The sequence below is a fragment of the Pseudomonas sp. SH10-3B genome, from assembly GCF_019891415.1.
In the GTDB taxonomy this organism is placed as follows: domain Bacteria; phylum Pseudomonadota; class Gammaproteobacteria; order Pseudomonadales; family Pseudomonadaceae; genus Aquipseudomonas.
Window position 1 is genome coordinate 21,654 of sequence record NZ_JAFLXD010000048.1, and the last position, 19,928, is coordinate 41,581.

A 19,928-nucleotide genomic window follows, 5' to 3' on the forward strand; every position below is an offset into this window, starting at 1 on the left:
ATGACGCTCTTGGCAACCCCCGGAAGATTCGCTTATGACTCGCCCCCGTTTTCTGCCCGACAACTTCACCCTGACCCTGATCGCCACGGTGATCCTCGCTTCTCTGCTGCCCGCCAGCGGCCAGACCGCCGTGGCCTTCGGCTGGGTCACCAACCTGGCGATCGCGCTGCTGTTCTTTCTGCACGGCGCCAAGCTGTCGCGCCAGGCCATCGTCGCCGGTGCCGGCCACTGGCGCCTGCACTTGCTGGTGTTCAGCCTGACCTTTGTGCTGTTCCCGCTGCTGGGCCTGGCGCTCAAACCGGTGTTGTCGCCGCTGATCGGCAAAGACTTGTACATGGGCATGCTCTACCTCTGCGCCTTGCCGGCCACGGTGCAATCGGCGATTGCCTTCACCTCCCTGGCACGGGGCAATATCCCGGCGGCGATTTGCAGCGCGGCGGCCTCCAGCCTGTTCGGCATCTTCCTCACGCCGTTGCTGGTGACGCTGTTACTCAATGTGCACGGCGAAGGCAGTTCTACCGTCGATGCGATCCTCAAAATCAGCGTGCAACTGCTGCTGCCGTTTATCGCCGGACAGATTGCCCGCCGCTGGATCGGCGCGTGGGTGGGGCGTAATAAGTCCTGGCTGAAGTTCGTCGACCAGGGTTCAATCCTGCTGGTGGTCTACGGCGCGTTCAGTGAAGCGGTCATCGAAGGCATCTGGCACCAGATCCCGCTGTGGGAACTGGGCGGCCTGGTGGTGGCCTGCTGTGTACTGCTGGCGCTGGTGCTGGTGGCATCCACGCTGTTGGCCAAGGCCTTTGGTTTTAACCAGGAAGACCGCATCACCATCCTGTTCTGCGGCTCGAAGAAAAGCCTGGCCACGGGTGTGCCGATGGCCCAGGTGCTGTTCGCCGGGGCGAGTATGGGCGTGCTGATTTTGCCGTTGATGCTGTTTCACCAGATCCAGTTGATGGTGTGCGCGGCGTTGGCGCAGCGTTATGCCAACCGGCCGGAAAGCATTCCGCAATTGATGGCGCAGGTGGATCCTTGATCTAGCGCACACCTTTGAGACGGGTCACCTCAAGTTAACGCCTGTTCGGACGACTTACTGATTAAGCGTCCAATAAGGAGTGTCGGCATGAGCGTTATTCGTCTTTCGGTAGTGACAAGCCTCCTTTGTTTGTGGGCGAGCACGTGCGGCGCGGCGCAGTCCGTGGGGCAGGGCACCATTGCGTTCACGGGCAGCGTCGTCGAGACGGGTTGTGCGACAAATGCGCGCAGTGGCGCGGTGATGGAGGTCAAGGGTTGTGCCGACGGCGGTCGTGAAAATCGCTTCGATGTGCGCAGTGTGACGCCGGTGGGTGGTGGGGCAGTGCCCCGGCTATTGCGTGTGGCAGACGGCGGCCATGGGCGTAGTCCCGACCAGCTGTATGTGCTGGTGGACGGTACCGGCACGCCGATCTTGTCGGGGAACTACGTGGTCACGGTGACCATGCCGTGACGGCACTGAGGGTATTTTGAAGGGGATGAGCGTCAACAGCCGGCCGAGAAACCTATAGAATGCCAGGCGGCGGCGCTTGTCCTGGGTGGCCGCTTGATCATCGCCAGAGTACCTTGCCCTTCAATGAGCATTTCAGCCGCAACCCCCCAAGCCAATTGGCAACCGGTCATCGCCCTCGCGCTGGCCGCGTTTGTGTTCAACACCACCGAATTCGTCCCCGTCGGCCTGCTCAGCGCCATTGGCGCCAGCTTCGACATGCCCGTATCCAGCGTCGGGCTGATGCTCACCATCTACGCCTGGATCGTGTCCCTGACCTCGCTGCCGGTGATGCTGCTGACCCGCAACGTCGAGCGGCGCAAGCTGCTGATCGTGCTGTTCTGCATGTTTATCGCCAGCCATGTCCTCTCCAGCGTGGCCACCAGCTTTGGCCTGTTGATGGTCAGTCGCATCGGCATTGCCTTGTCCCATGCGCTGTTCTGGTCGATCACCGCCTCCCTGGCGGTACGTCTGGCGCCGGAAGGCAAGCAGGTGCAAGCCCTCGGCCTGCTAGCCACCGGCACGTCCCTGGCGATGGTGCTGGGCATCCCCCTGGGCCGCCTGCTCGGCGAAGCCATGGGCTGGCGCACCACGTTCCTGGTGATCGGTGCCTTCGCCGCCGCCCTGGTGTTCTGGCTGGCGCGCACCTTGCCCTTGCTGCCGAGCCAGAACTCCGGCTCCCTGCGCAGCCTGCCGCTGCTGTTCAAGCGCCCGGCGCTGGTGGCGCTGTACGTGCTCACCGCGATGACCGTGACCGCGCAATTCACCGCCTACAGCTACATCGAACCCTTCGTCGAAGGCGTGGCCGGCATGAGCGGCAGCGCGGTGACCCTGATCCTGCTGGTGTTCGGCGGCGCAGGCATCATCGGCTCGCTGCTGTTCAGCCTGGTGCACCGCTTCAACCCCCACCTGTTCGTGGTCGGCGCGGTGTTTATCCTGGCCGCGTGCCTGGCGCTGATGCTGCCGTTGAGCGGCGCCGAGTCGTACCTGGTGACCCTGAGCATTTTCTGGGGCATGGCAATCATGGGCTTCGGCCTCGCCATGCAATCGAAGGTGCTGGTGCTGGCCCCGGACGCCACCGACGTGGCCATGGCGATGTTCTCCGGCATCTACAACATCGGCATCGGCGGCGGCGCCCTGATGGGCAGTTGGGTCGGCAGCCAGTTCGGCTTCGCCTGGATCGGCGCGGCGGGTGGGCTGCTGGCGGCGCTGGCGTTGGTGGGGTATTGCCTGGCGATTCGCAAGTTTGGGACGGGTGTCGCCGCCGTCTGAATCCGCCGCCGGTTCCTATTGGGTTAAAGGGCCAGGGCGTTCAAAACATGTACCGGGTCATTGTGAATGGCCCTTAGCAATGCTTTGGCCGGCCCTGTCGGTTCTCTTCGCCCTTGTTCCCAGTTGCGCAAGGTGCCGAGATGAACATCAATCATCGCGGCGAATTTCGCTTGTGTCAGTCCGGTTGCCTTGCGGATTTCTTTTACTTGAAGCGCGTTCACGGTGAACTCACGCGAGGGTTGACGTTCGCCTCGGACGATTTCATCCATTTCTTGCACGCTTTCCATCAGCTCATCAAAGAATTTGCTCATGGTTATCTCCAGTGTTCGACGACAGCTTTAAGCGCTTTGCGTTCATCGTTTGTCAGGTCTTGCTGTTCGTTTTTCGGGTAAATCATCAACAGCGCAATACGTGAAGCGGATACGAAGTGGTAATAGATCACTCTGGCACCGCCACGTTTGCCGTGGCCTTTTGAGGCGACACGGATCTTGCGAATGCCACCCGTTCCTTCCATCAAATCTCCAGTTTCGGGGTTCAGCATCAACGCTACCTGAAGACCGAGATAGGCATCGTGATTCATGAGCTCCATTACCCGTCGGGTGAAAACTGGGGTTTCAATAAAAATCATAGCAAATGTACGCCATTGACTTACTCGGCGACAATGCTAATGCAGCCGTTCGTGTGAATCATCTGAGCAGTTGTAAGCAGGTTTTAGATGGGGTAGGTGGTGATTGCGGCGGATTAGCCAAGATTGGCTAACCGGGGTATAGGCCCCAGCACTGGCGAAGAAGTCCCTGCAAAAAAATCAGACAAGACTTCTTTATGCTGATCATCATGCATTTCAGCGCACCGGGCACGGGCCGCCCGGTTTGCGCCGATTGCTCCTGCAGAGTATCTGCGTTACAACGCAGCCAACACCGCCTCCAACTTCTCCTGATCCCGCGCAAACTGCCGAATCCCTTCCGCGAGTTTCTCAGTGGCCATCGCATCTTCATTCGAGGCCCAGCGGAACTGTGCTTCGCTCATTGGCTGACGCGCTTCGCCTTCGGTCACCGGCACCAATTTGCGCTCCAGCTTGCCCTGGTCTTCGTCGAGCTTCTGCAGCAGCTCCGGGCTGATGGTCAGGCGATCGCACCCGGCCAGCTGTTCGATCTGGCTGAGGGTGCGGAAGCTTGCGCCCATCACCACGGTGTTGATCTGGTTGGCCTTGTAGTAGTTGTAGATGCGCGTCACCGATTGGACGCCTGGGTCATCAGAGCCGGTGTAGTCCAGGCCGGTGTTCTTGCGGTACCAGTCGTAGATGCGGCCCACGAATGGCGAGATCAGGAACACCCCGGCGTCGGCGCAGGCCTGGGCCTGGGCGAAGGAGAACAGCAGGGTGAGGTTGGTCTGGATGCCGGCTTTTTCCAGGCGTTCGGCAGTGCGGATGCCTTCCCAGGTGGAGGCGAGTTTGATCAGCACGCGGTCGCGGCTGATACCGGCCTGGTCGTACAGGGCGATCAACTGGTTGGCCTTGGCCCACAGCGCGTCTTCATCGAAGGACAGGCGCGCGTCGACTTCGGTGGAAATACGCCCGGGAATGGCCTTCAAAATCCCGGCACCGACTGACACCGCGAAGTGGTCGCAGGCCAGGCCGACGTCGCCCTTGGCTATGTTGACGGCATTGCGCAGCAGCTCGGCGTATTCCGGGATGGCGGCGGCCTTGAGCAGCAGCGAGGGGTTGGTGGTGGCGTCCACCGGGCGCAGGCGGCTGATGGCTTCGAGGTCGCCGGTGTCGCAGACCACGGTGGTGAATTGCTTGAGTTGTTCGAGCTTGGACGTCATGAGCGGCAATCTCCAAAAAAGGTTATTGGTTGAGGGCCTGTGCGGTGTCCAGGTCGGTGATCAGGATGTCCAGGTAGCCGCCCTTGAGCGCGCCACGAATGGCCTGGACCTTGTTCAGCCCGCCGGCCAGGCCGAGCACGCGGTGGATGCTGCGCAACTTGGGCAGCGCCACCGAGACCACGAATTCTTCATCTTCTTCCAGCACCGGTTTGCCCTGGGCATCGAAGTAGCGCAGGCAGATGTCGCCCACCGCGCCACGCTCGGCCAGCAGGCGCAGCATGTCCTCGGTGTAGTAGTTGCCGCTGTTGCGCAACAGTTGCGAGGGTTCCAGGTCGCCGATGCCGACGATCGCCAGGGTGATGCTGTCAAAGCGTTGCAGCACCTCCTTGACCTCTTCCATCTGCACGATGCGTTGCTTGCTCTGCACCGATTGCTCGATGCTTTGCGACGGCAGCAAATACGCCGGGCAGTTGAGCAGGGTGGCCAGGCGTTGGGTGAGGAGGGTGGCTTCGAACGCGCCTTTGTTGCCGACACCGCCCAACAGTTGTACCACCTCCTGGGCACCTTGTTTGCCCGGCTGGGCATGCAAGTGGCCGACCATGGCGCGAATGGTGCTGCTCCACGACGAAATGCCGATATGGTCCTGGGGTGACAGGCTGGTCTCCAGGTAGTGCGCCGCCGCCGAGCCGATGGCTTGCTTGATGCTTTCATCGTTGCCGGGCTCGGTGGCTTCCACCACGATTACCTGGCGCACGTCGTAGCGGCGTTGCAGTTGGGTTTCCAGCTCCAGGTGCAGGCCTTGCAGGCGCATCACGCTGATCTTCACCACGCCTTCCTGCAGCGCCCGGCGCAGGGCGCGGCTGATAAAGGATTGGGACAGGTCCAGCTGTGCGGAAATCTCAGACTGCTTGAGTCCTTCTTCGTAATAGAGGCTCGCGATCTTGGTGATCAGGCGCTGTTCTTCGATCTGGCTCATGAAAGCCTCGGTTATTGACACAATGGCCGTGAGGATACCAAACCCTTACGACATGATCAGGCCGCCGTCGATATTGATCGCCTGGCCGGTCAGGTAGGCCGCGTCATCCGAGGCCAGGAACGCCACCAGGCCGGCGACATCCGAGGGTTTGCCGGCCCGGCGCAGGGGGATGTTCTTGACCCATTCGGCCATCAATTCACCCTTGCCGTAGCGTTTTTCATCGGTGCTGAGGATCTCGCCCCACACGCGGTCGTTGTAGTCCCACATCTCGCTTTCGATGATGCCGGGGCAGAATGCGTTGACGGTGATGTTATGCCGCGCCAGTTCCAGCGCCAGGCTCTGGGTGATGCCGATCACGCCCATTTTGCTCGCGGCGTAGTGCGGGGTGTAGATAAACCCCTGGCGGCCCTGGCCGGACGAGGTGTTGATCAAGCGCCCACTGCCTTGTTTGACCATGTATTTGGCCGCTTCCCGGCAACCCAGCCACACGCCGGTGGTGTTGACCTGCAGTACCTTGTCGAAGTCGGCGCGGGGCATCTTGTCGTAGTGGTCGATGGTGATGATGCCGGCGTTCTGTACTGAAACGTCAATGCTGCCGAAGCGCGCGTGGCCTTCGCGGTAGAGCGTTTCGATGTCGTCTTCGCTGGTCACGTCGATGCCCAGGGCCAGGGTGTCGACCTTGTATTCCCGGGCCAGTTGGTCGGCGGTGAACGTTACGCGCTCCAGGTCGTTGGAGGCCAGCACCAGGTTGGCGCCCTCCTGGGCGAAGCGCTCGGCAATGCCGGCACCAATGCCACGGCAGGCGCCGGTGATCACGATGGTTTTACCGCTGAAACGTTGCGACATGACAAAACTCCTTACCAGCAGACAAAACCACCATCGACCAACAGGTCGACACCGGTGCAGAAAGACGAGGCCTGGCTGACCAGGAAAATCGCCGGGCCGACCATTTCTTCCACGCTGGCCATGCGGCCCATGGGCGTGGTCTGTTCAAAGATCTTCACCTGGTCGGCGACTTCCGGGCGCGAGTTCATCGGCGTGGCGGTGTAGCCGGGGCTGATGCAGTTGACGCGCAGGCCCTTGTCGGCCCATTCCATCGCCAGGCTTTTGCTCAGGTGGATCACCCCGGCCTTGGAGGTGTTGTAGTGCGCCTGCAACAGCCCGCGGTTGACGATGCTGCCGGACATGGAGGCGATATTGACGATGGCGCCTTTGCCACGCGGCAACATCACCGCGGCCTGGGCCTGGCAACTGAGGAAGATGCCGGTGAGGTTGATGTCCAGGGTGGTTTGCCAGCGTTGCAGCTCCAGGTCTTCGGCGGCCTGGGCATTGGCGATGCCGGCGCAGTTGACGGCGACACTGAGTGGGCCGAGTTCGTGTTCGGTTCGCGCGACCGCTGCATCCAGGGCGGCGCGCTCGGTGACGGTACCGCTCAACGCCAAGGCGCGACGGCCCAGGGCCTGGATGCGTTCTACGGTGCTGGCGATGCCTGGGCTGCCCGGAAGATCAAAGCAGGCTACATCCGCGCCCGCTTCGGCGAGCCCGACGGCGATAGCTTGGCCAATGCCGCTGCCGGCACCGGTGACAAAGGCCACTTGGCCCTGAAGACTAAAAAGCTGCATGAATAACTCCAATTTTTGAAATCACAGTAGATCTCTTGTGGGAGGGGGCTTGCTCCCGATAGCAGTGGTTCAGTGACAGATGCATCTACTGACACTCCCTCATCAGGGCATGGGTATCTATACAACTTTTCAACCCCTGACAAATCTCCCTGTGGCGAGCGGGCTTGTCCCGCGTTGGGCTGCGAAGCAGCCCCAAAACCAGCCTCCACAGAGAGTCTGATACACCGCGTTCTTCCTTACTGGGGCTGCTACGCAGCCCAACGCGGGACAAGCCCGCTCGCCACAGTTGCTCTATCTGCCGGGCGTTCAGCGTTGAGCCAACGTTGTGTAGATACCCATGCTCATCGGGGGCAAGCCCCCTCCCACATTTGATCGCCATTGTTTGTGAGGACCGGGTTCCTAGGCGGTGGCCATCTCCATCACCGACACCGGGGTGGCCTCGCCGCGCTCCAGAATCCCCATCTGCCGTCCTCGGCTCATCACCATCACCCGATGGGACAAGCCCAGCACTTCATCCAGGTCGGAACTGACCACAATCACCGCCATGCCCTTGGCCGCCAAGTCCGCGATCACTTCATAAATCGCCGCCCGGGCGCCCACGTCGATGCCGCGGGTCGGTTCATCGAGGATGAACACCTTGGGGTTTCGCGCCAGCCACTTGGCGATGATCACCTTCTGCTGGTTACCGCCGGACAGGCTGGAAATCCGCGACTGCGGCGCACCTTTCACACCGAGTCGCGCCACCGCCGTACGCGCAAATTCGCGCAGTGGGGCAGGGAACACCCAACCGCGTTTATCCAGCAAATCAGTGTTGCCATAAATCAGGTTGTCTTCGATACGGTGCTCCACCACCACGCCTTGCTGCTTGCGGTCTTCGGGCACCAGCACCACGCCGGCCTGGATCGCCTCGAAGGGCGAGCGCAACTGGCGGACCTCGCCATCCAGCACCATATGGCCCCGAATATCCTGGGCCGCACCGGCAATGGTGCGCACCAGTTCGGTTCGCCCGGCGCCGACCACGCCGGCAATGCCGAATACCTCGCCGGCACGCACGCTGAAGTCGATGCCGTGCAAGGCAAACTCACGGCAGCTCAAATCCTTGACCTGCAACATCACTTGGTCCTGCGGCGCCTGCAACGCGGGGAAGATCCGCTCCAGGCTGCGCCCGACCATCTGCTCCACCAACTCACGCACCGGCACTTGGGCCGTGGCGTGCAGGGCGATCTGGCGACCGTCGCGCAGCACCAGCACACGGTCGGCGATGCGTGCGATTTCTTCCAGGCGGTGGCTGATATAGATAAACGACACACCCTCGGCCTTCAGCCGTTCCACCTGCTTGAACAGCAACTCGGTTTCCTCGCCACCCAATGCGGCGGTGGGTTCATCGAGGATCAACAGGCTGGCCTTCAGCGTCAGCGCCTTGGCGATTTCCACCAGTTGCTGGGCCGCCACGCTCAGGCCTTCGACCTTGCGCGAGGCTGGCACCTTGAGCCCCAGGCGCTCCAACTGGATCTGCGCCTGGGCCTCCATGTACTCGCGATCCACCCGCCCACGGCGCATGGGCAGGCGGCCGACGAAGATGTTCTCGGCGATCGACAATTGCGGCAGCAGGCGGATTTCCTGGTGGATCAGGCCGATCCCGGCCCCCAGCGCGGCCCCCGGTGAAGCCGGCGCGTACGGCGCGCCGAGCCAGGTCATGCTGCCCCCGGCTTCCGGTTGCACCAGCCCGGCGATGATCGACGACAAGGTCGACTTGCCCGCGCCGTTTTCACCGAGCAGGGCCAGTACTTCACCGGGGCGAATGTCCACGTTGACCTGCGACAACACCTGCACCGGCCCGTAGGCCTTGCTGATATTGCGCAGGCACAGCACCGCGTCAGATTGAGCGGTGTCCACAGCGGCTGCTTGCATGACGACCTCCGAGGCTTACGGGTGCTGTTGCAGGAACGGCGCGACGTTTTCTTTAGTGGTCAGCACGGTGGGCAACAACTGCTCCTTGGGCAAGGTCTTGCCGGCTTTGAGGTCGATGGCCGAGGCCACGGCCAGGCGCCCCATTTTTTGCGTCTGCTGGGTCATGGTCGCGTTCAGCACACCGCTTTGCACGGCCTTGAGCCCGGCCACGTCACCGTCGAAACCGACCACGACCACCTTGTGATCGAGGTTGCCGACTTTCACCGCCTGGGCAGCGCCCAAGGCCATGGCATCCGCACGGCCGAAGAACACGGTGATGTTCGGGTCACGCTGGAGCAAGTCCTGGGCCACGGCGAAGCCTTTGTCCTGGGCCCATTCGGCCGGTTGCTGGGCGACGACCTTGAGGTCCGGGAAGGCTTTCAGACCCTCCTCAAAACCCTTGGCGCGATCATTCTCCGGCGTGGTGCCGATCTGGCCTTGCAGGATCGCAATGCGGCCCTTGCCGTCGGTGATCTTGCCCACGTACTCGGCCAGGGTCTTGGCGCCGGCCACGCTGTCGCTGGCGATAAAGGTGTCGCCCGGTGCGTCGGGGGCGTTGCGGTCCACGGCGATCACCGGGATGCCCGCAGCCTTGGCGGCTTTCACCGGCACACCGGCGGCGGTGGCACCGGCCGGGATGTAGATCAGCACATCGATCTGGCGGGTGATCAGGTCTTCAATCTGGCTGACCTGGGTGGACGAGTTGCCCTGGGCGTCCACGGTGATCACCTTGACCCCCTTGGCTTTGCCTTCGGCTTCCACCGATTGCTTGATCTGGTTGAAGAAGTCGGCCTGCAGGTTGGCCACGGCCAGGCCGATGGTCAAATCCTTGGCCCAGGTGGTGCCGGCAGCGGTGAGGGTGGCGGCGGCGAGAGCGGTGGCCAACAGCAATTTCTTGGGGCTGAACATGTCGGTGACTCCTGGTTTTATTGTTGGAGGGTGTCAACTGTCGAACAGGTTTAACGGGCAGTGCTGGAGCGGCGTCGCAGGGTGTCGATGGTGACGGCGAGGGCGATGACCACGCCGATCACCACTTGTTGAATAAAGGGCGAAACCCCCAGCAGGTTGAGGCCATTGCGCAACACGCCAATGATCAGCACGCCCACCAGGGTGCCGCCGATGCTGCCGACGCCGCCACTGAGGCTGGCGCCGCCAATCACCACGGCGGCGATGGCGTCCAGCTCCAGGCTCAGCCCGGCGCTTGGTTGCGAGGAGTCCAGGCGCGCGGCCAGGGTCACGGCGGCGATGCCGGCCAGCGCACCGCTGATGGCGTACACCCACAAGGTAATCGCACGCACCTTGATGCCCGACAGCCGCGCCACTTCCGGGCTGCCGCCCATGGCGTAGAGGTTGCGGCCACCGGCACGAAAGCGCAGGAACACCCAGGCCACCACCAGCATCACCAGGAACAGGCCCACGGTGGCCGAGAGGAAACCAAAGTGGCGCACCGTCGCCAGGCTGGTGAACCAGTCCGGGTAGCCGACGATCTGCCGACCTTCGGTAAGGATATTCGCCAGGCCACGGGCCACCGACATCATGGTCAGCGTGGCAATAAAGGGTGGCAGCTTGGCGTAGGTGATCAACGCGCCGGACACCAGCCCGGCGAGCATACCGCTGGCAATCGAGATCGGAATCGCAAAGCCCAACGGCACCGCCTGATCCTGATACAGCCAGCCGAGCATCATCATCGAGAACGCCAGCACCGAGCCAACCGACAGGTCGATGCCGCCGATCACGATCACTGCCGTCATGCCGATCGCCAGGATGCCCAGCACCGTGACCTGATCGAGGATGTTCAGGCCATTGCGCAACGAGAAGAAGAATTCGGAACTGAAGGAGAAGACCAGCACCAGCAGCACCAGCCCGATCAACGGGCCGCCGATGTTACTGGGCAGCAGTTTCACAATACGTGGGCGGGGTGGCGGCTTGAGTTCGGCCGGGTGCTGGACAATAGCTTTGGCGTCCACAGTGTTCTCCTGATTTATTTTTTTTGGAGTGCTTTCAGGCGCCTTGAATATTTATGCGTGCCTGACTGTTAATTCAGATTCCAGTGACACCGTGTCAAAGTCAAGCGCTTAATTTTTCTTGCCTGCCTCTGATCCGGTGTTTTTGCACGGCGCAAAGCCACGGGCTAGAGAAGCCGACGTGGGATTTTGGCCGTTTGTCCGAGGGATATTTCCGGGTTTTACTTGATTTTTCGGCGGTTCGCTCACTTGACCTGCTGGAGGATCGGCGTCTAAATAGAAATATATTGTCACTGCTGAATAAATATTCAAAGACAGCCTTGGACACTTTCACCCCGCGTGGTCAGCCTCAAAGGAGCCGCTGCATGAATGCCTTCCAGTACGACGCCCACCAGATCAAGGAACAGGCCCGCCTGATCCGTCGCCATGTGATCCGCCTGAATGCCGACTCACCGGCCGGCGGCCACACCGGGGCGGATCTTTCCGAAACCGACATCCTCGCCACCCTGTATTTCCGCATCCTCAACACCGGCCCGGAACGCACCGAAGACCCCGAGCGCGATATCTATATCCAGAGCAAGGGCCACGGCGTGGGCGGTTTGTACTGTTGCCTGGCGCAGGCGGGCTACATCCCCACCGAGTGGCTGCCGACCTACCAGCACTTCAACTCGCACCTGCCCGGCCACCCGGTACGCCAGAAAACCCCAGGCATCGAACTGAACACCGGCGCCCTCGGCCACGGTTTGCCGGTGGCGGTCGGGCTGGCCTTGGCAGCGAAGATGTCCGGCAGCAAAAAACGCATCTACGTGCTGACCGGCGACGGCGAACTGGCCGAAGGCTCCAACTGGGAAGCGGCGATGGCGGCGGCCAAGTACGGCCTGGATAACCTGTTTGTGATCGTCGACAAGAACAAGCTGCAACTGGCCGGTTTGACCGCCGAGATCATGCCGCTGGACCCGCTGGACGTGAAATGGGCGGCCTTCGGCTTCCGTGTCAGCGAGTGCGACGGTAACGATGTCGGCCAATTGATCGAAGCCCTGGAAAGCATGCAGACCAAGACCGGCGCGCCCCAGGTGCTGATCGCCCACACCATCAAAGGCAAGGGCGTGTCGTTTATCGAAGCCCGCCCCGAATGGCACCACCGCGTGCCCAAGGGTGATGAAATCAACGCAGCACTGGAGGAGTTGAACCATGGCGAGTGAACATTTGGCGAGCGTCATGGTGCAAGCGTTTATCGCTGCCGTGGATGCCGGGCTGGACGTAGTGCCGGTGGTCAGCGACTCCACCTCCACGGCCAAGATCGGCCCGTTTGCCCAGCGCTTTCCCGAGCGGCTGATCAACGTCGGTATTGCCGAGCAATCCTTGGTCAGCGTCGCGGCGGGCCTGGCCCTGGGTGGCAAGATCGCCGCCACCTGCAATGCGGCGCCGTTCCTGATCTCGCGGGCCAATGAGCAGATCAAGGTGGACGTCTGCTACAACCAGGCCAATGTGAAGATGTTCGGCCTGAATGCCGGCACCAGTTATGGCCCGCTCGCCAGCACCCACCACAGCCTCGACGATATTTCGGTGATGCGCGGGTTTGGCAATGTGCAGATCTTCGCCCCCGCCGATGCCATTGAATGCCGGCAGATCGTCGATTACGCGCTGCGCTACCACGGCCCGGTGTATATCCGTCTCGACGGCAAGGCCTTGCCCGACGTGCACGGCGCCGACTATCAGTTTGTGCCCGGTCAGGTAGACATCCTGCGCCAGGGCGCCGATGTGAGCATCGTGGCCCTGGGCTCCGTGGTGCATGAAGCGGTGGATGCTGCGGCATTGCTGGCGGAGCAGGGCATCCAGGCGCAGGTGATCAACCTGTCGTCGATCCGTCCCTTGCAGCGTGATGTATTGCTCAGCGCCTTGAGCGGTACCCGCGCGGTCATCAGCGTGGAAGAACACAACATCAATGGCGGCGTCGGCAGCCTGGTCGCCGAAGTGCTGGCCGAAGCCGGGTTGGGCATTGCCCTGATCCGCCTGGGTATCGGCGATGGCGAGTACGCCGCCGCCGGTGCCCGCGAACCGACCCGCGCCTTGCATAACATCGACGCGGCTGGGATCGTGGCGGCTGCCACTCGGTTGCGGTGAACTCAATGAATAACAACACCCCGCTGATCCTGGCGATAGATGAAGGCACCAGCAACGCCAAGGCAGTCCTGGTCAACGAACTTGGCCAGGTGATTGCGCGCGGTTCGCGGCCCTTGAGCATCAGCCATCCCCAGGCCGGGTTTTCCGAGCAGGACCCGCTGCTGATCTGGCAAAACACGTTGGCTGCGATTGAAGAATGCCTGGCCCAGTTGGATCGTCCGATCACTGCGCTCGCGATCAGCAACCAGCGTGAATCGGTGGTGGCTTGGGATAGGCATACCGGTGAGCCATTGTCGCCGTGCATCAGTTGGCAGTGCCGACGCTCTACGGCGTTGTGCACGCAACTGCATGAGCAGGGCCATGAAGCGCTGATCCTGGAAAAGACCGGGCTGGCGTTGGACCCGATGTTCTCGGCGGGCAAATTCCGCTGGATTCTCGATCACCTTGAGGATGGCCACGCCCGCGCCGCTGCTGGGGAGATCTGCCTGGGCACGGTGGACAGCTGGCTGTTGTGGCAACTCAGCGGCGGCCAGGTGTTCGCCACCGACTATTCCAACGCCGCACGCACCCAACTGTTCAACCTGCACACCTGCGCCTGGGATCCTGAGCTGTTGGCGCTGTTCGGCATTCCTGCTGCGGCCCTGGCGCCGATCCAGCCGAGCGCCGGGTTCTTCGCCGAAACGGTCGCCGTGGGCGGCTTGCCCGCCGGTATCGCGGTGATGTCGATGATCGGCGATTCCCATGCGGCGCTGTACGGGCAGGGCGGTTTCGCGCCGGGGTTGGTCAAGGCCACGCTCGGCACCGGCTCTTCCTTGATGACGCCCATGAGCGGCCCGATTGCCTCCACCCACGGCCTGTCGACCACCCTGGCCTGGCACGATGGCAGCCAACCCACTTTCGGCATGGAAGGCAATATCGTCCATACCGGCGCTGCCGTGCAGTGGGCATCGAAGCTGGTGGCGGGAGAATCCCTGGATGCGCTGACCGAACAGGCCGCGCAATTGCCGGATAACGGCGGCGTGTATTTTGTCCCGGCGCTGTCCGGCCTCGGCGCACCGCACTGGAAGGCCGACGCCCGTGGGCTGATCTGCGGGTTGAGCGAAGCCACGTCCGGCGCGCACATCCTGCGCGCCTCGCTGGAATCCATCGGCTATCAGATTCGCGATGTGTTCGAGGCCATGCAGCAAGACATCGGCAGCCCGCTCAAGGAACTGTGGGTGGATGGCGGCGCCACGCGCAACCGCTGGCTGATGCAGTTTCTGGCCAACCTGCTGCAACGCCCGGTGGTGCGCAGCCTGTCGCCGGAAGTCTCGGCATTGGGCGCAGCGCACCTGGCGGGTCGGGCGTTGGGCGTATGGGCGAGTGATACGGCGCTGGGGCAGTTGGAGCGCCAACGCGAGCGCTTTGAGCCGCAGGAGGATCCGGCGATGGCGGGGCGTTACTCAGAGTGGAAAAAGGCTCTAGCCCGAACACTCCTCTAACCGCATATGCAAACCAACTGTGGGAGGGGCTTGCCGCCGATGAGCATAGGGATCTACATAACGTTGACTCAACACTGAACGTCCGGCAGATAGGGCTGTTGTGGCGAGCGGGCTTGTCCCGCGTTGGGCTGCGTAGCGGCCCTAAAACCAGCCTCTACAGAGTGTCTGATACACCGCATTCTTCTTTACTGGGGCTGCTACGCAGCCCAACGCGGGACAAGCCCGCTCGCCACAGGGATATTTGTCAGAGTCTGAAAGTTGTGTAGATACCCGTGGCCATCGAGGGCAAGTCGAATCGTCGCACCGCCCCTCCCACCTTTAGATCACACCAGCCTTCAAGGCCGCCAGGTCTGCACATCCTTGGCATCCACCGCCTTGGGCAATAACCCCGCCTTGAAGAACGCATCGGCAATTTTCTGCTGCTCACCCAACTGATCCACCGTCACCGGCTGCACCTGATAACTGCGGTGCGCGTTCGCCGCTTCCACCGTGGCTACATCCAAGTTGCCCCACAGCGGGCCGAGCACTTTCGCTGCTTCTTGCGGATGGGCTTTCACCCACTTGCCGGTCTTTTCCAATTCCCCATACACCACCTTCAACACTTCCGGGTGCGCCTTGGCGTACGGCGTGCCGGTCAGGTAATAGCGCTTGTAGCTCGCCAGCCCAGCACCATCCGCCAGGGTGCGCGTCGGCAGTTGCCGCTGCACGCTGGTGAGGAAGGGTTCCCAGGTGACCCAGGCGTCCACCTTGTTGTTCTCGAACGCCGCGCGGCCATCGGCCGGCGACAGGTAAGCCGGCTCGATATCCGAAAACGCCAGGCCGGCCTTGGCCAACGCGGCAATCAACAGGTAGTGGGTGCCGGCGGCCTTGGTCACCGCGATCTTCTTGCCCTTCAAGTCTGCCAATTGTTGGATCGGCGAGTCCTTGCGCACCACGATGGCCTGGGCCGAAGGCGAGGGCGCTTCCTGGGCGAAGTAGGTGAGTTTGGCCTGGGCAGCCTGGGCGAAGATCGGCACGGTGTCAGCCACGTCGGCGCTGATGTCGACGTTGCCGACGTTCAGCGCCTCCAGCAGCGGCAGGCCGCTGGGGAACTCATGCCAGCTCACCTCGATGTTGTCAGCCTTGAGGGCTTTCTCCAGGGTGCCCTGGGTCTTGAGCAGGGTGATCAGCGTGGAGGATTTCTGGTAACCGATGCGCACGGTTTCTTGGGCTTGCGCACTGAAAGCGAGGGAAAAAGCCAGCAATCCTAATACAGCGGCGAGGGGACGACGAATGGGCATGGTGGGCTCGATTCTCAACGAAATATGCCCAAGCTTAATGATCTAAAAACCATTCGATAAATACTCTTTCGATCTGAGCTTAGGGCGCTTTAATCCGCTTCCTGCCCGTCAGGCATAACCATAGAATTATATGGTTCTTTCATAAAAGTCAGTCATTAATATAATAAAAATGGATTTTTTGACGCTTTCGGCCTTTCTTTGGAGTGGGCTGATCCATTAAATAGGGATACTTCGCATGGCTGCTTTTGATCACCTGACCCGTCGTCGCCTCCTGGGTCTGGCCGGCCTCACCCTGGCCAGTCTGTCGCTGCCGCGCCTGGGTTTTTCCGCCGACGCACACGCCGGCCACACTACCGCCCAGGAGCCTGCCGGCACCGGTGAGTTCATCCGCCTCGACGTACCGCGCAAACTCAAACTGGCAGTCAACCTCAACGCGGTGTGCCTGGCGCCGGTGGTGATCGCCCATGGGCAGGGCTTCTTCACCAAGCACAACCTGGACGTGGAACTGGTCAACTTCGGCAACTCCACCGAGGTCTTGCTGGAAGCCATCGCCACCGGCAAGGCCGACGCAGGCGTGGGTATGGCGCTGCGCTGGCTCAAGGCCTTGGAGCAGGGCTTTGACGTGAAGCTCACCGCCGGCACCCATGGCGGTTGCCTGCGGTTGCTCAGTGCCGCCAACGGCGGCGTGAGCAAGCTGGAAGACCTCAAGGGCAAGGCCATCGGCGTCACCGACATGGCCAGCCCGGACCGCAATTTCTTTTCGATCCTGCTGAAAAAACACGGCGTCGACCCGGTGCGCGATGTGGAGTGGCGCCTGTACCCGGCCGATCTGCTCGGCACGGCGCTGGAGCGTGGTGAAGTGCAGGCGGTGAGCGGCAGTGATCCGTTCATGTACCGTCTGATCAAGTCCGGCGTGGCGCGGGAGCTGTCCACCAATCTGGTGGAGGAATACGCCAATCTCAGTTGCTGCGTGGTCGGCGTCACCGGCAAATTGGTCCGCGAGGACAAGCGCGTGGTCGCGGCGCTGACCCAGGCGATCCTCGAAGCCCACGACTATTCCGTGCAGCACCCGGAGGAAGTCGCCAAAGGCTTCCAGGCCTACGCACTGAACACCTCCACCGAAGAAGTCCAGGCGATCCTCCACGACCACACCCACGGCCACCACGCGGTCGGGGCGGCGCTGACCCAGGAGATCACCACCTACGTCACCGACCTGAAAACCGTGGAAGTGATCAGCAAAGGCACCGACCCGATCGCGTTTGCCAAGGAGATCACCGCCGATGTCTTCAACTGACGCAACCATCCTCAACCCGCCTGTGGCACTCAAGGTCGGGTGGCAAGGCGCGGCGGTGGTGGCGGCCTGGGTGGCCGTTGCGCTGCTGATCAGTTACTGGCCCAACGCGGTGCGCAATTGGCCGATGACCCAAGGCTTGGCCAACCTGTGCGTTGGCGCGGCAGCGTTGTTCATTGTGCTGAGCCTGCTGGGCCGAAGGTTGTCGAAACTCGCGCTGCGCTTGCGCACGGCCGCACCCTGGCTGATCGCCTTGCCGGTGCTGCTGGGCATCTGGGAATTACTCACCGCCAAGCTTGCGCTGTTGCCGGTGCCGTTCTTCGCACCACCCCAAGCCTTGCTCGCGGTGTATATCGAAGACTACGCACGCCTGGCCGACAGCCTGCTGCATTCGGCGCTGCTGCTGGGCTCAGGGGTGGCGCTGGGCGCCGCTACCGGGTTTGTCGCCGGCGTCGCCATTGGCTGGTCCACGCGTATCGGCTACTGGCTGCACCCGGTGCTGCGCATCCTCGGCCCGGTGCCGTCGACGGCGTTGTTGCCGCTGTGTTTTTTCCTGTTTCCCAGCAGTTGGAGTGCGAGCGTGTTTTTGATCGCCCTGGCCACCTGGTTTCCGGTCACGGTGCTCACTTGGTCCGGCGTGGCCAGCGTCGATAAAGCCTATTACGACGTGGCGCGCACCCTCGGCGCCCGGCCTGGGTTTCTGATTTTCAAAGTAGCGATTCCCGCCGCGTTGCCCCACGTCTTCGTCGGCCTGTTCATGGGCCTAGGCGCGTCGTTTTCCACCTTGGTGGTGGCGGAAATGATGGGGGTCAAATCCGGCATCGGCTGGTACTTGCAATGGGCCCAGGGCTGGGCCGCCTACGCGAACATGTACGCCGCACTGCTGATCATGGCGCTGGCCTGTTCGGGGTTGATCACCGGGTTGTTCCTGGTGCGTGATCGGTTGCTGGCCTGGCAGAAAGGAGCGATGAAATGGTAGCCCTGGCACACGCGGTATCGGCTTCAGAAGGATTGGCGCTGCGCATAGAAAACCTCAGCCATGGTTTTGCTCTGGACGGCCAGCATTTGCCCGTGTTGGAGCGGGTGTCCCTGGACGTGGCGCCGGGAGAGTTTGTGGCTTTACTCGGGCCTTCGGGGTGCGGCAAGTCCACCTTGCTGCGCCTGGTGGCGGGGCTGGAACCGGCGGACGCCGGACGGCTGTTGGCCGATGGCGAACCCATCACCGGGCCGGACCCGAGCCGTGTGGTGGTGTTCCAGGACCCGACCCTGTACCCATGGCGCCGGGTGTGGGACAACGTCGCCCTCGGCCTGGAAGCCCAGGGCCTGCTCAAGACCCATTCGGCCAAAGTCGATGAGGCCCTGGACAAGGTCGGCCTCGGCCAGTTCGCCCGTGCCTATCCACGGCAATTGTCCGGCGGCATGGCCCAGCGTGTGGCGTTGGCCCGTGCACTGGTCAATCAGCCGCGGTTGCTGATCCTCGACGAACCCCTGGGCAAACTCGACTCCCTGACCCGCATCACCATGCAAAAAGAGCTGATCGACCTGTGGCAGCGCCAGGGCTACACGGCGCTGCTGGTGACCCACGATGTGGAAGAAGCCTTGCTGCTGGCCAACCGGGTGATTGTGTTCAGCGACCGCCCGGCGAAGATCCAGGCACAGTTGAGCATCGATAGGCCCTATCCACGGCACCGGGATGATCCTTACCTGGTGGACCTGCGGCGGCAGATAATGGGCCTGCTGGGGTTGGGCGAAAACTGGTAGTCAGTGGGCGTCTTTCAGCGCAATGGCCTGGGTGGTCGCACTTGAGACACCGGCACGGTCCGCCAGGTAACGCGCGGGCGGTTGGCCCACCGCCTTGCGAAACATGGTGATGAAGCCGCTGGCGTTTTCATAACCCAGGTCCAGAGCCACCCGCTGCACACTTTCACCCTTGGCCAGCCGTTGCAGGGACAGGATCACATGCAACTGCCGGCGCCAGCGGCCGAAGCTCAGGCCCAGTTCCTCCAGTAACAGGCGCGTCATGCTGCGCTCGCTCATGCCGATGCGCACGGCCCATTGACCGAGGGTGGCTTTGTCGGTCGGGTCGGCCAGCAGGCTGTTGGCCAGGCGGCGCAAGCGGGCGTCCTGGGGCATGGGCAGGTGCAGGGCTTCGACCGGGGCGGCGGCCAGTTCATCCAGCAAGGTGTTGATCAAGCGGCCTTGGGCGCCGGCCTCGTCATAGAATTGCGGGAAGCTGACGGCCTTGCTGATCAGCTCGTGCAGCAACCCGGACACGGCCAGGGTGCAGCATTGCGGCGGCAGGGCGTGGGCGGCGTCGGGGTCGATCAGCAGGCAATACACCTCGGCCTCGCCAGACCCGCGCGCAGCATGGGGCGTACCGCCGGGAATCCATAATGCGCACTGGGGCGGCACGATCCAGATCCCCGCTTCGATTTCACAGTGGATGACCCCGCGCAGGGTGTACATCAACTGGCCCTTGCGGTGGGCGTGCTGGGCATGTTCCCAGGTGTCCGACGTGCTGGTGGCGCCCACGGCCACCACGGCGCGGGGGAACAGGTCGGCGTCCCTGGCCATCAACGGGTCGAGCAGATCAAGACGGTGGTGCTTCATGGCACGGGTCGCAAG

Annotated in this window: 20 protein-coding genes; 9 read left to right on the plus strand and 11 right to left on the minus strand. The window is 62.4% G+C overall.

Annotated features, from left to right (window positions below; all coding sequences use genetic code 11):
* The first annotated feature begins 34 nt into the window (after positions 1–34).
* From J1G35_RS25900 to J1G35_RS25910, 3 genes are all read left to right on the plus strand, one after another.
* Positions 35–1,033: a bile acid:sodium symporter family protein gene (locus J1G35_RS25900; RefSeq protein ID WP_053130203.1), complete on the plus strand. Its 999-nt coding sequence runs from the start codon at positions 35–37 to the stop codon at positions 1,031–1,033.
* 162 nt (positions 1,034–1,195) lie between these two features.
* Positions 1,196–1,483, plus strand: coding sequence for a type 1 fimbrial protein (locus J1G35_RS25905; RefSeq protein ID WP_262417423.1), 288 nt, complete (start codon positions 1,196–1,198; stop codon positions 1,481–1,483).
* Between the two features lie 123 nt (positions 1,484–1,606).
* Positions 1,607–2,791 carry a sugar transporter gene (locus J1G35_RS25910; protein ID WP_053130211.1) on the plus strand — a complete coding sequence of 395 codons (1,185 nt, stop codon included), beginning with the start codon at positions 1,607–1,609 and terminating at the stop codon, positions 2,789–2,791.
* 23 nt (positions 2,792–2,814) lie between these two features.
* Here the strand turns inward: J1G35_RS25910 and nadS are convergent, their stop codons facing one another.
* The 9 genes from nadS to J1G35_RS25955 form a co-directional block, all read right to left on the minus strand.
* On the minus strand, positions 2,815–3,102 hold the full coding sequence (nadS, locus tag J1G35_RS25915; protein WP_027607270.1) for a NadS family protein: 288 nt from the start codon (positions 3,100–3,102) through the stop codon (positions 2,815–2,817).
* Positions 3,103–3,104: 2 nt separating this feature from the next.
* A complete protein-coding gene (locus tag J1G35_RS25920; protein WP_223016388.1) occupies positions 3,105–3,419 on the minus strand; it encodes a type II toxin-antitoxin system RelE/ParE family toxin in 315 nt (104 codons plus the stop codon).
* A 272-nt stretch (positions 3,420–3,691) separates the two neighbouring features.
* Positions 3,692–4,615, minus strand: coding sequence for a transaldolase (gene tal / locus J1G35_RS25925; protein WP_223016389.1), 924 nt, complete (start codon positions 4,613–4,615; stop codon positions 3,692–3,694).
* Between the two features lie 22 nt (positions 4,616–4,637).
* Positions 4,638–5,591 (minus strand): sugar-binding transcriptional regulator, encoded by a 954-nt coding sequence (locus J1G35_RS25930; RefSeq protein WP_053130217.1) that lies wholly within the window; start codon positions 5,589–5,591, stop codon positions 4,638–4,640.
* A gap of 45 nt (positions 5,592–5,636) precedes the next feature.
* The gene (locus J1G35_RS25935; RefSeq protein WP_053130219.1) at positions 5,637–6,437 is read right to left on the minus strand and encodes an SDR family oxidoreductase; all 801 of its coding nucleotides are present in this window, start codon (positions 6,435–6,437) and stop codon (positions 5,637–5,639) included.
* A gap of 11 nt (positions 6,438–6,448) precedes the next feature.
* Positions 6,449–7,213: an SDR family oxidoreductase gene (locus J1G35_RS25940; protein ID WP_053130221.1), complete on the minus strand. Its 765-nt coding sequence runs from the start codon at positions 7,211–7,213 to the stop codon at positions 6,449–6,451.
* A 399-nt stretch (positions 7,214–7,612) separates the two neighbouring features.
* The gene (locus J1G35_RS25945; protein ID WP_167656934.1) at positions 7,613–9,124 is read right to left on the minus strand and encodes a sugar ABC transporter ATP-binding protein; all 1,512 of its coding nucleotides are present in this window, start codon (positions 9,122–9,124) and stop codon (positions 7,613–7,615) included.
* A gap of 15 nt (positions 9,125–9,139) precedes the next feature.
* Positions 9,140–10,072, minus strand: a complete 933-nt coding sequence (locus J1G35_RS25950) for a sugar ABC transporter substrate-binding protein (protein ID WP_027607263.1) — start codon at positions 10,070–10,072, stop codon at positions 9,140–9,142.
* A gap of 50 nt (positions 10,073–10,122) precedes the next feature.
* On the minus strand, positions 10,123–11,130 hold the full coding sequence (locus tag J1G35_RS25955) for an ABC transporter permease (protein ID WP_027607262.1): 1,008 nt from the start codon (positions 11,128–11,130) through the stop codon (positions 10,123–10,125).
* 362 nt (positions 11,131–11,492) lie between these two features.
* Here J1G35_RS25955 and J1G35_RS25960 point away from each other — a divergent pair, with 362 nt between their 5' ends.
* From J1G35_RS25960 to J1G35_RS25970, 3 genes are read left to right on the plus strand one after another with little or no spacing between them, the layout of a single operon-like run.
* The gene (locus J1G35_RS25960; protein WP_053134374.1) at positions 11,493–12,329 is read left to right on the plus strand and encodes a transketolase; all 837 of its coding nucleotides are present in this window, start codon (positions 11,493–11,495) and stop codon (positions 12,327–12,329) included.
* Positions 12,319–13,251 carry a transketolase C-terminal domain-containing protein gene (locus J1G35_RS25965; RefSeq protein ID WP_223016390.1) on the plus strand — a complete coding sequence of 311 codons (933 nt, stop codon included), beginning with the start codon at positions 12,319–12,321 and terminating at the stop codon, positions 13,249–13,251. The genes J1G35_RS25960 and J1G35_RS25965 overlap by 11 nt, the downstream gene beginning before the upstream one ends.
* A gap of 5 nt (positions 13,252–13,256) precedes the next feature.
* A complete protein-coding gene (locus J1G35_RS25970; protein ID WP_223016391.1) occupies positions 13,257–14,732 on the plus strand; it encodes an FGGY-family carbohydrate kinase in 1,476 nt (491 codons plus the stop codon).
* Positions 14,733–15,067: 335 nt separating this feature from the next.
* On the opposite strand, the gene J1G35_RS25975 is transcribed toward J1G35_RS25970, so the two are convergent.
* Positions 15,068–16,012, minus strand: a complete 945-nt coding sequence (locus J1G35_RS25975; protein ID WP_223016392.1) for an aliphatic sulfonate ABC transporter substrate-binding protein — start codon at positions 16,010–16,012, stop codon at positions 15,068–15,070.
* A 235-nt stretch (positions 16,013–16,247) separates the two neighbouring features.
* Here J1G35_RS25975 and J1G35_RS25980 point away from each other — a divergent pair, with 235 nt between their 5' ends.
* Genes J1G35_RS25980 through J1G35_RS25990 form a run of 3 tightly spaced genes read left to right on the plus strand, consistent with a single transcriptional unit; the run spans position 16,248 to position 19,064 of the window.
* A complete protein-coding gene (locus J1G35_RS25980) occupies positions 16,248–17,306 on the plus strand; it encodes an ABC transporter substrate-binding protein (protein WP_053134362.1) in 1,059 nt (352 codons plus the stop codon).
* The gene (locus tag J1G35_RS25985) at positions 17,293–18,282 is read left to right on the plus strand and encodes an ABC transporter permease subunit (protein WP_223016393.1); all 990 of its coding nucleotides are present in this window, start codon (positions 17,293–17,295) and stop codon (positions 18,280–18,282) included. Before J1G35_RS25980 ends, J1G35_RS25985 begins: the two co-directional genes overlap by 14 nt.
* Positions 18,276–19,064 (plus strand): ABC transporter ATP-binding protein, encoded by a 789-nt coding sequence (locus J1G35_RS25990; RefSeq protein WP_223016394.1) that lies wholly within the window; start codon positions 18,276–18,278, stop codon positions 19,062–19,064. The genes J1G35_RS25985 and J1G35_RS25990 overlap by 7 nt, the downstream gene beginning before the upstream one ends.
* On the opposite strand, the gene J1G35_RS25995 is transcribed toward J1G35_RS25990, so the two are convergent.
* On the minus strand, positions 19,065–19,913 hold the full coding sequence (locus J1G35_RS25995) for a helix-turn-helix transcriptional regulator (RefSeq protein ID WP_223016395.1): 849 nt from the start codon (positions 19,911–19,913) through the stop codon (positions 19,065–19,067).
* Between the last annotated feature and the right edge of the window lie 15 nt (positions 19,914–19,928).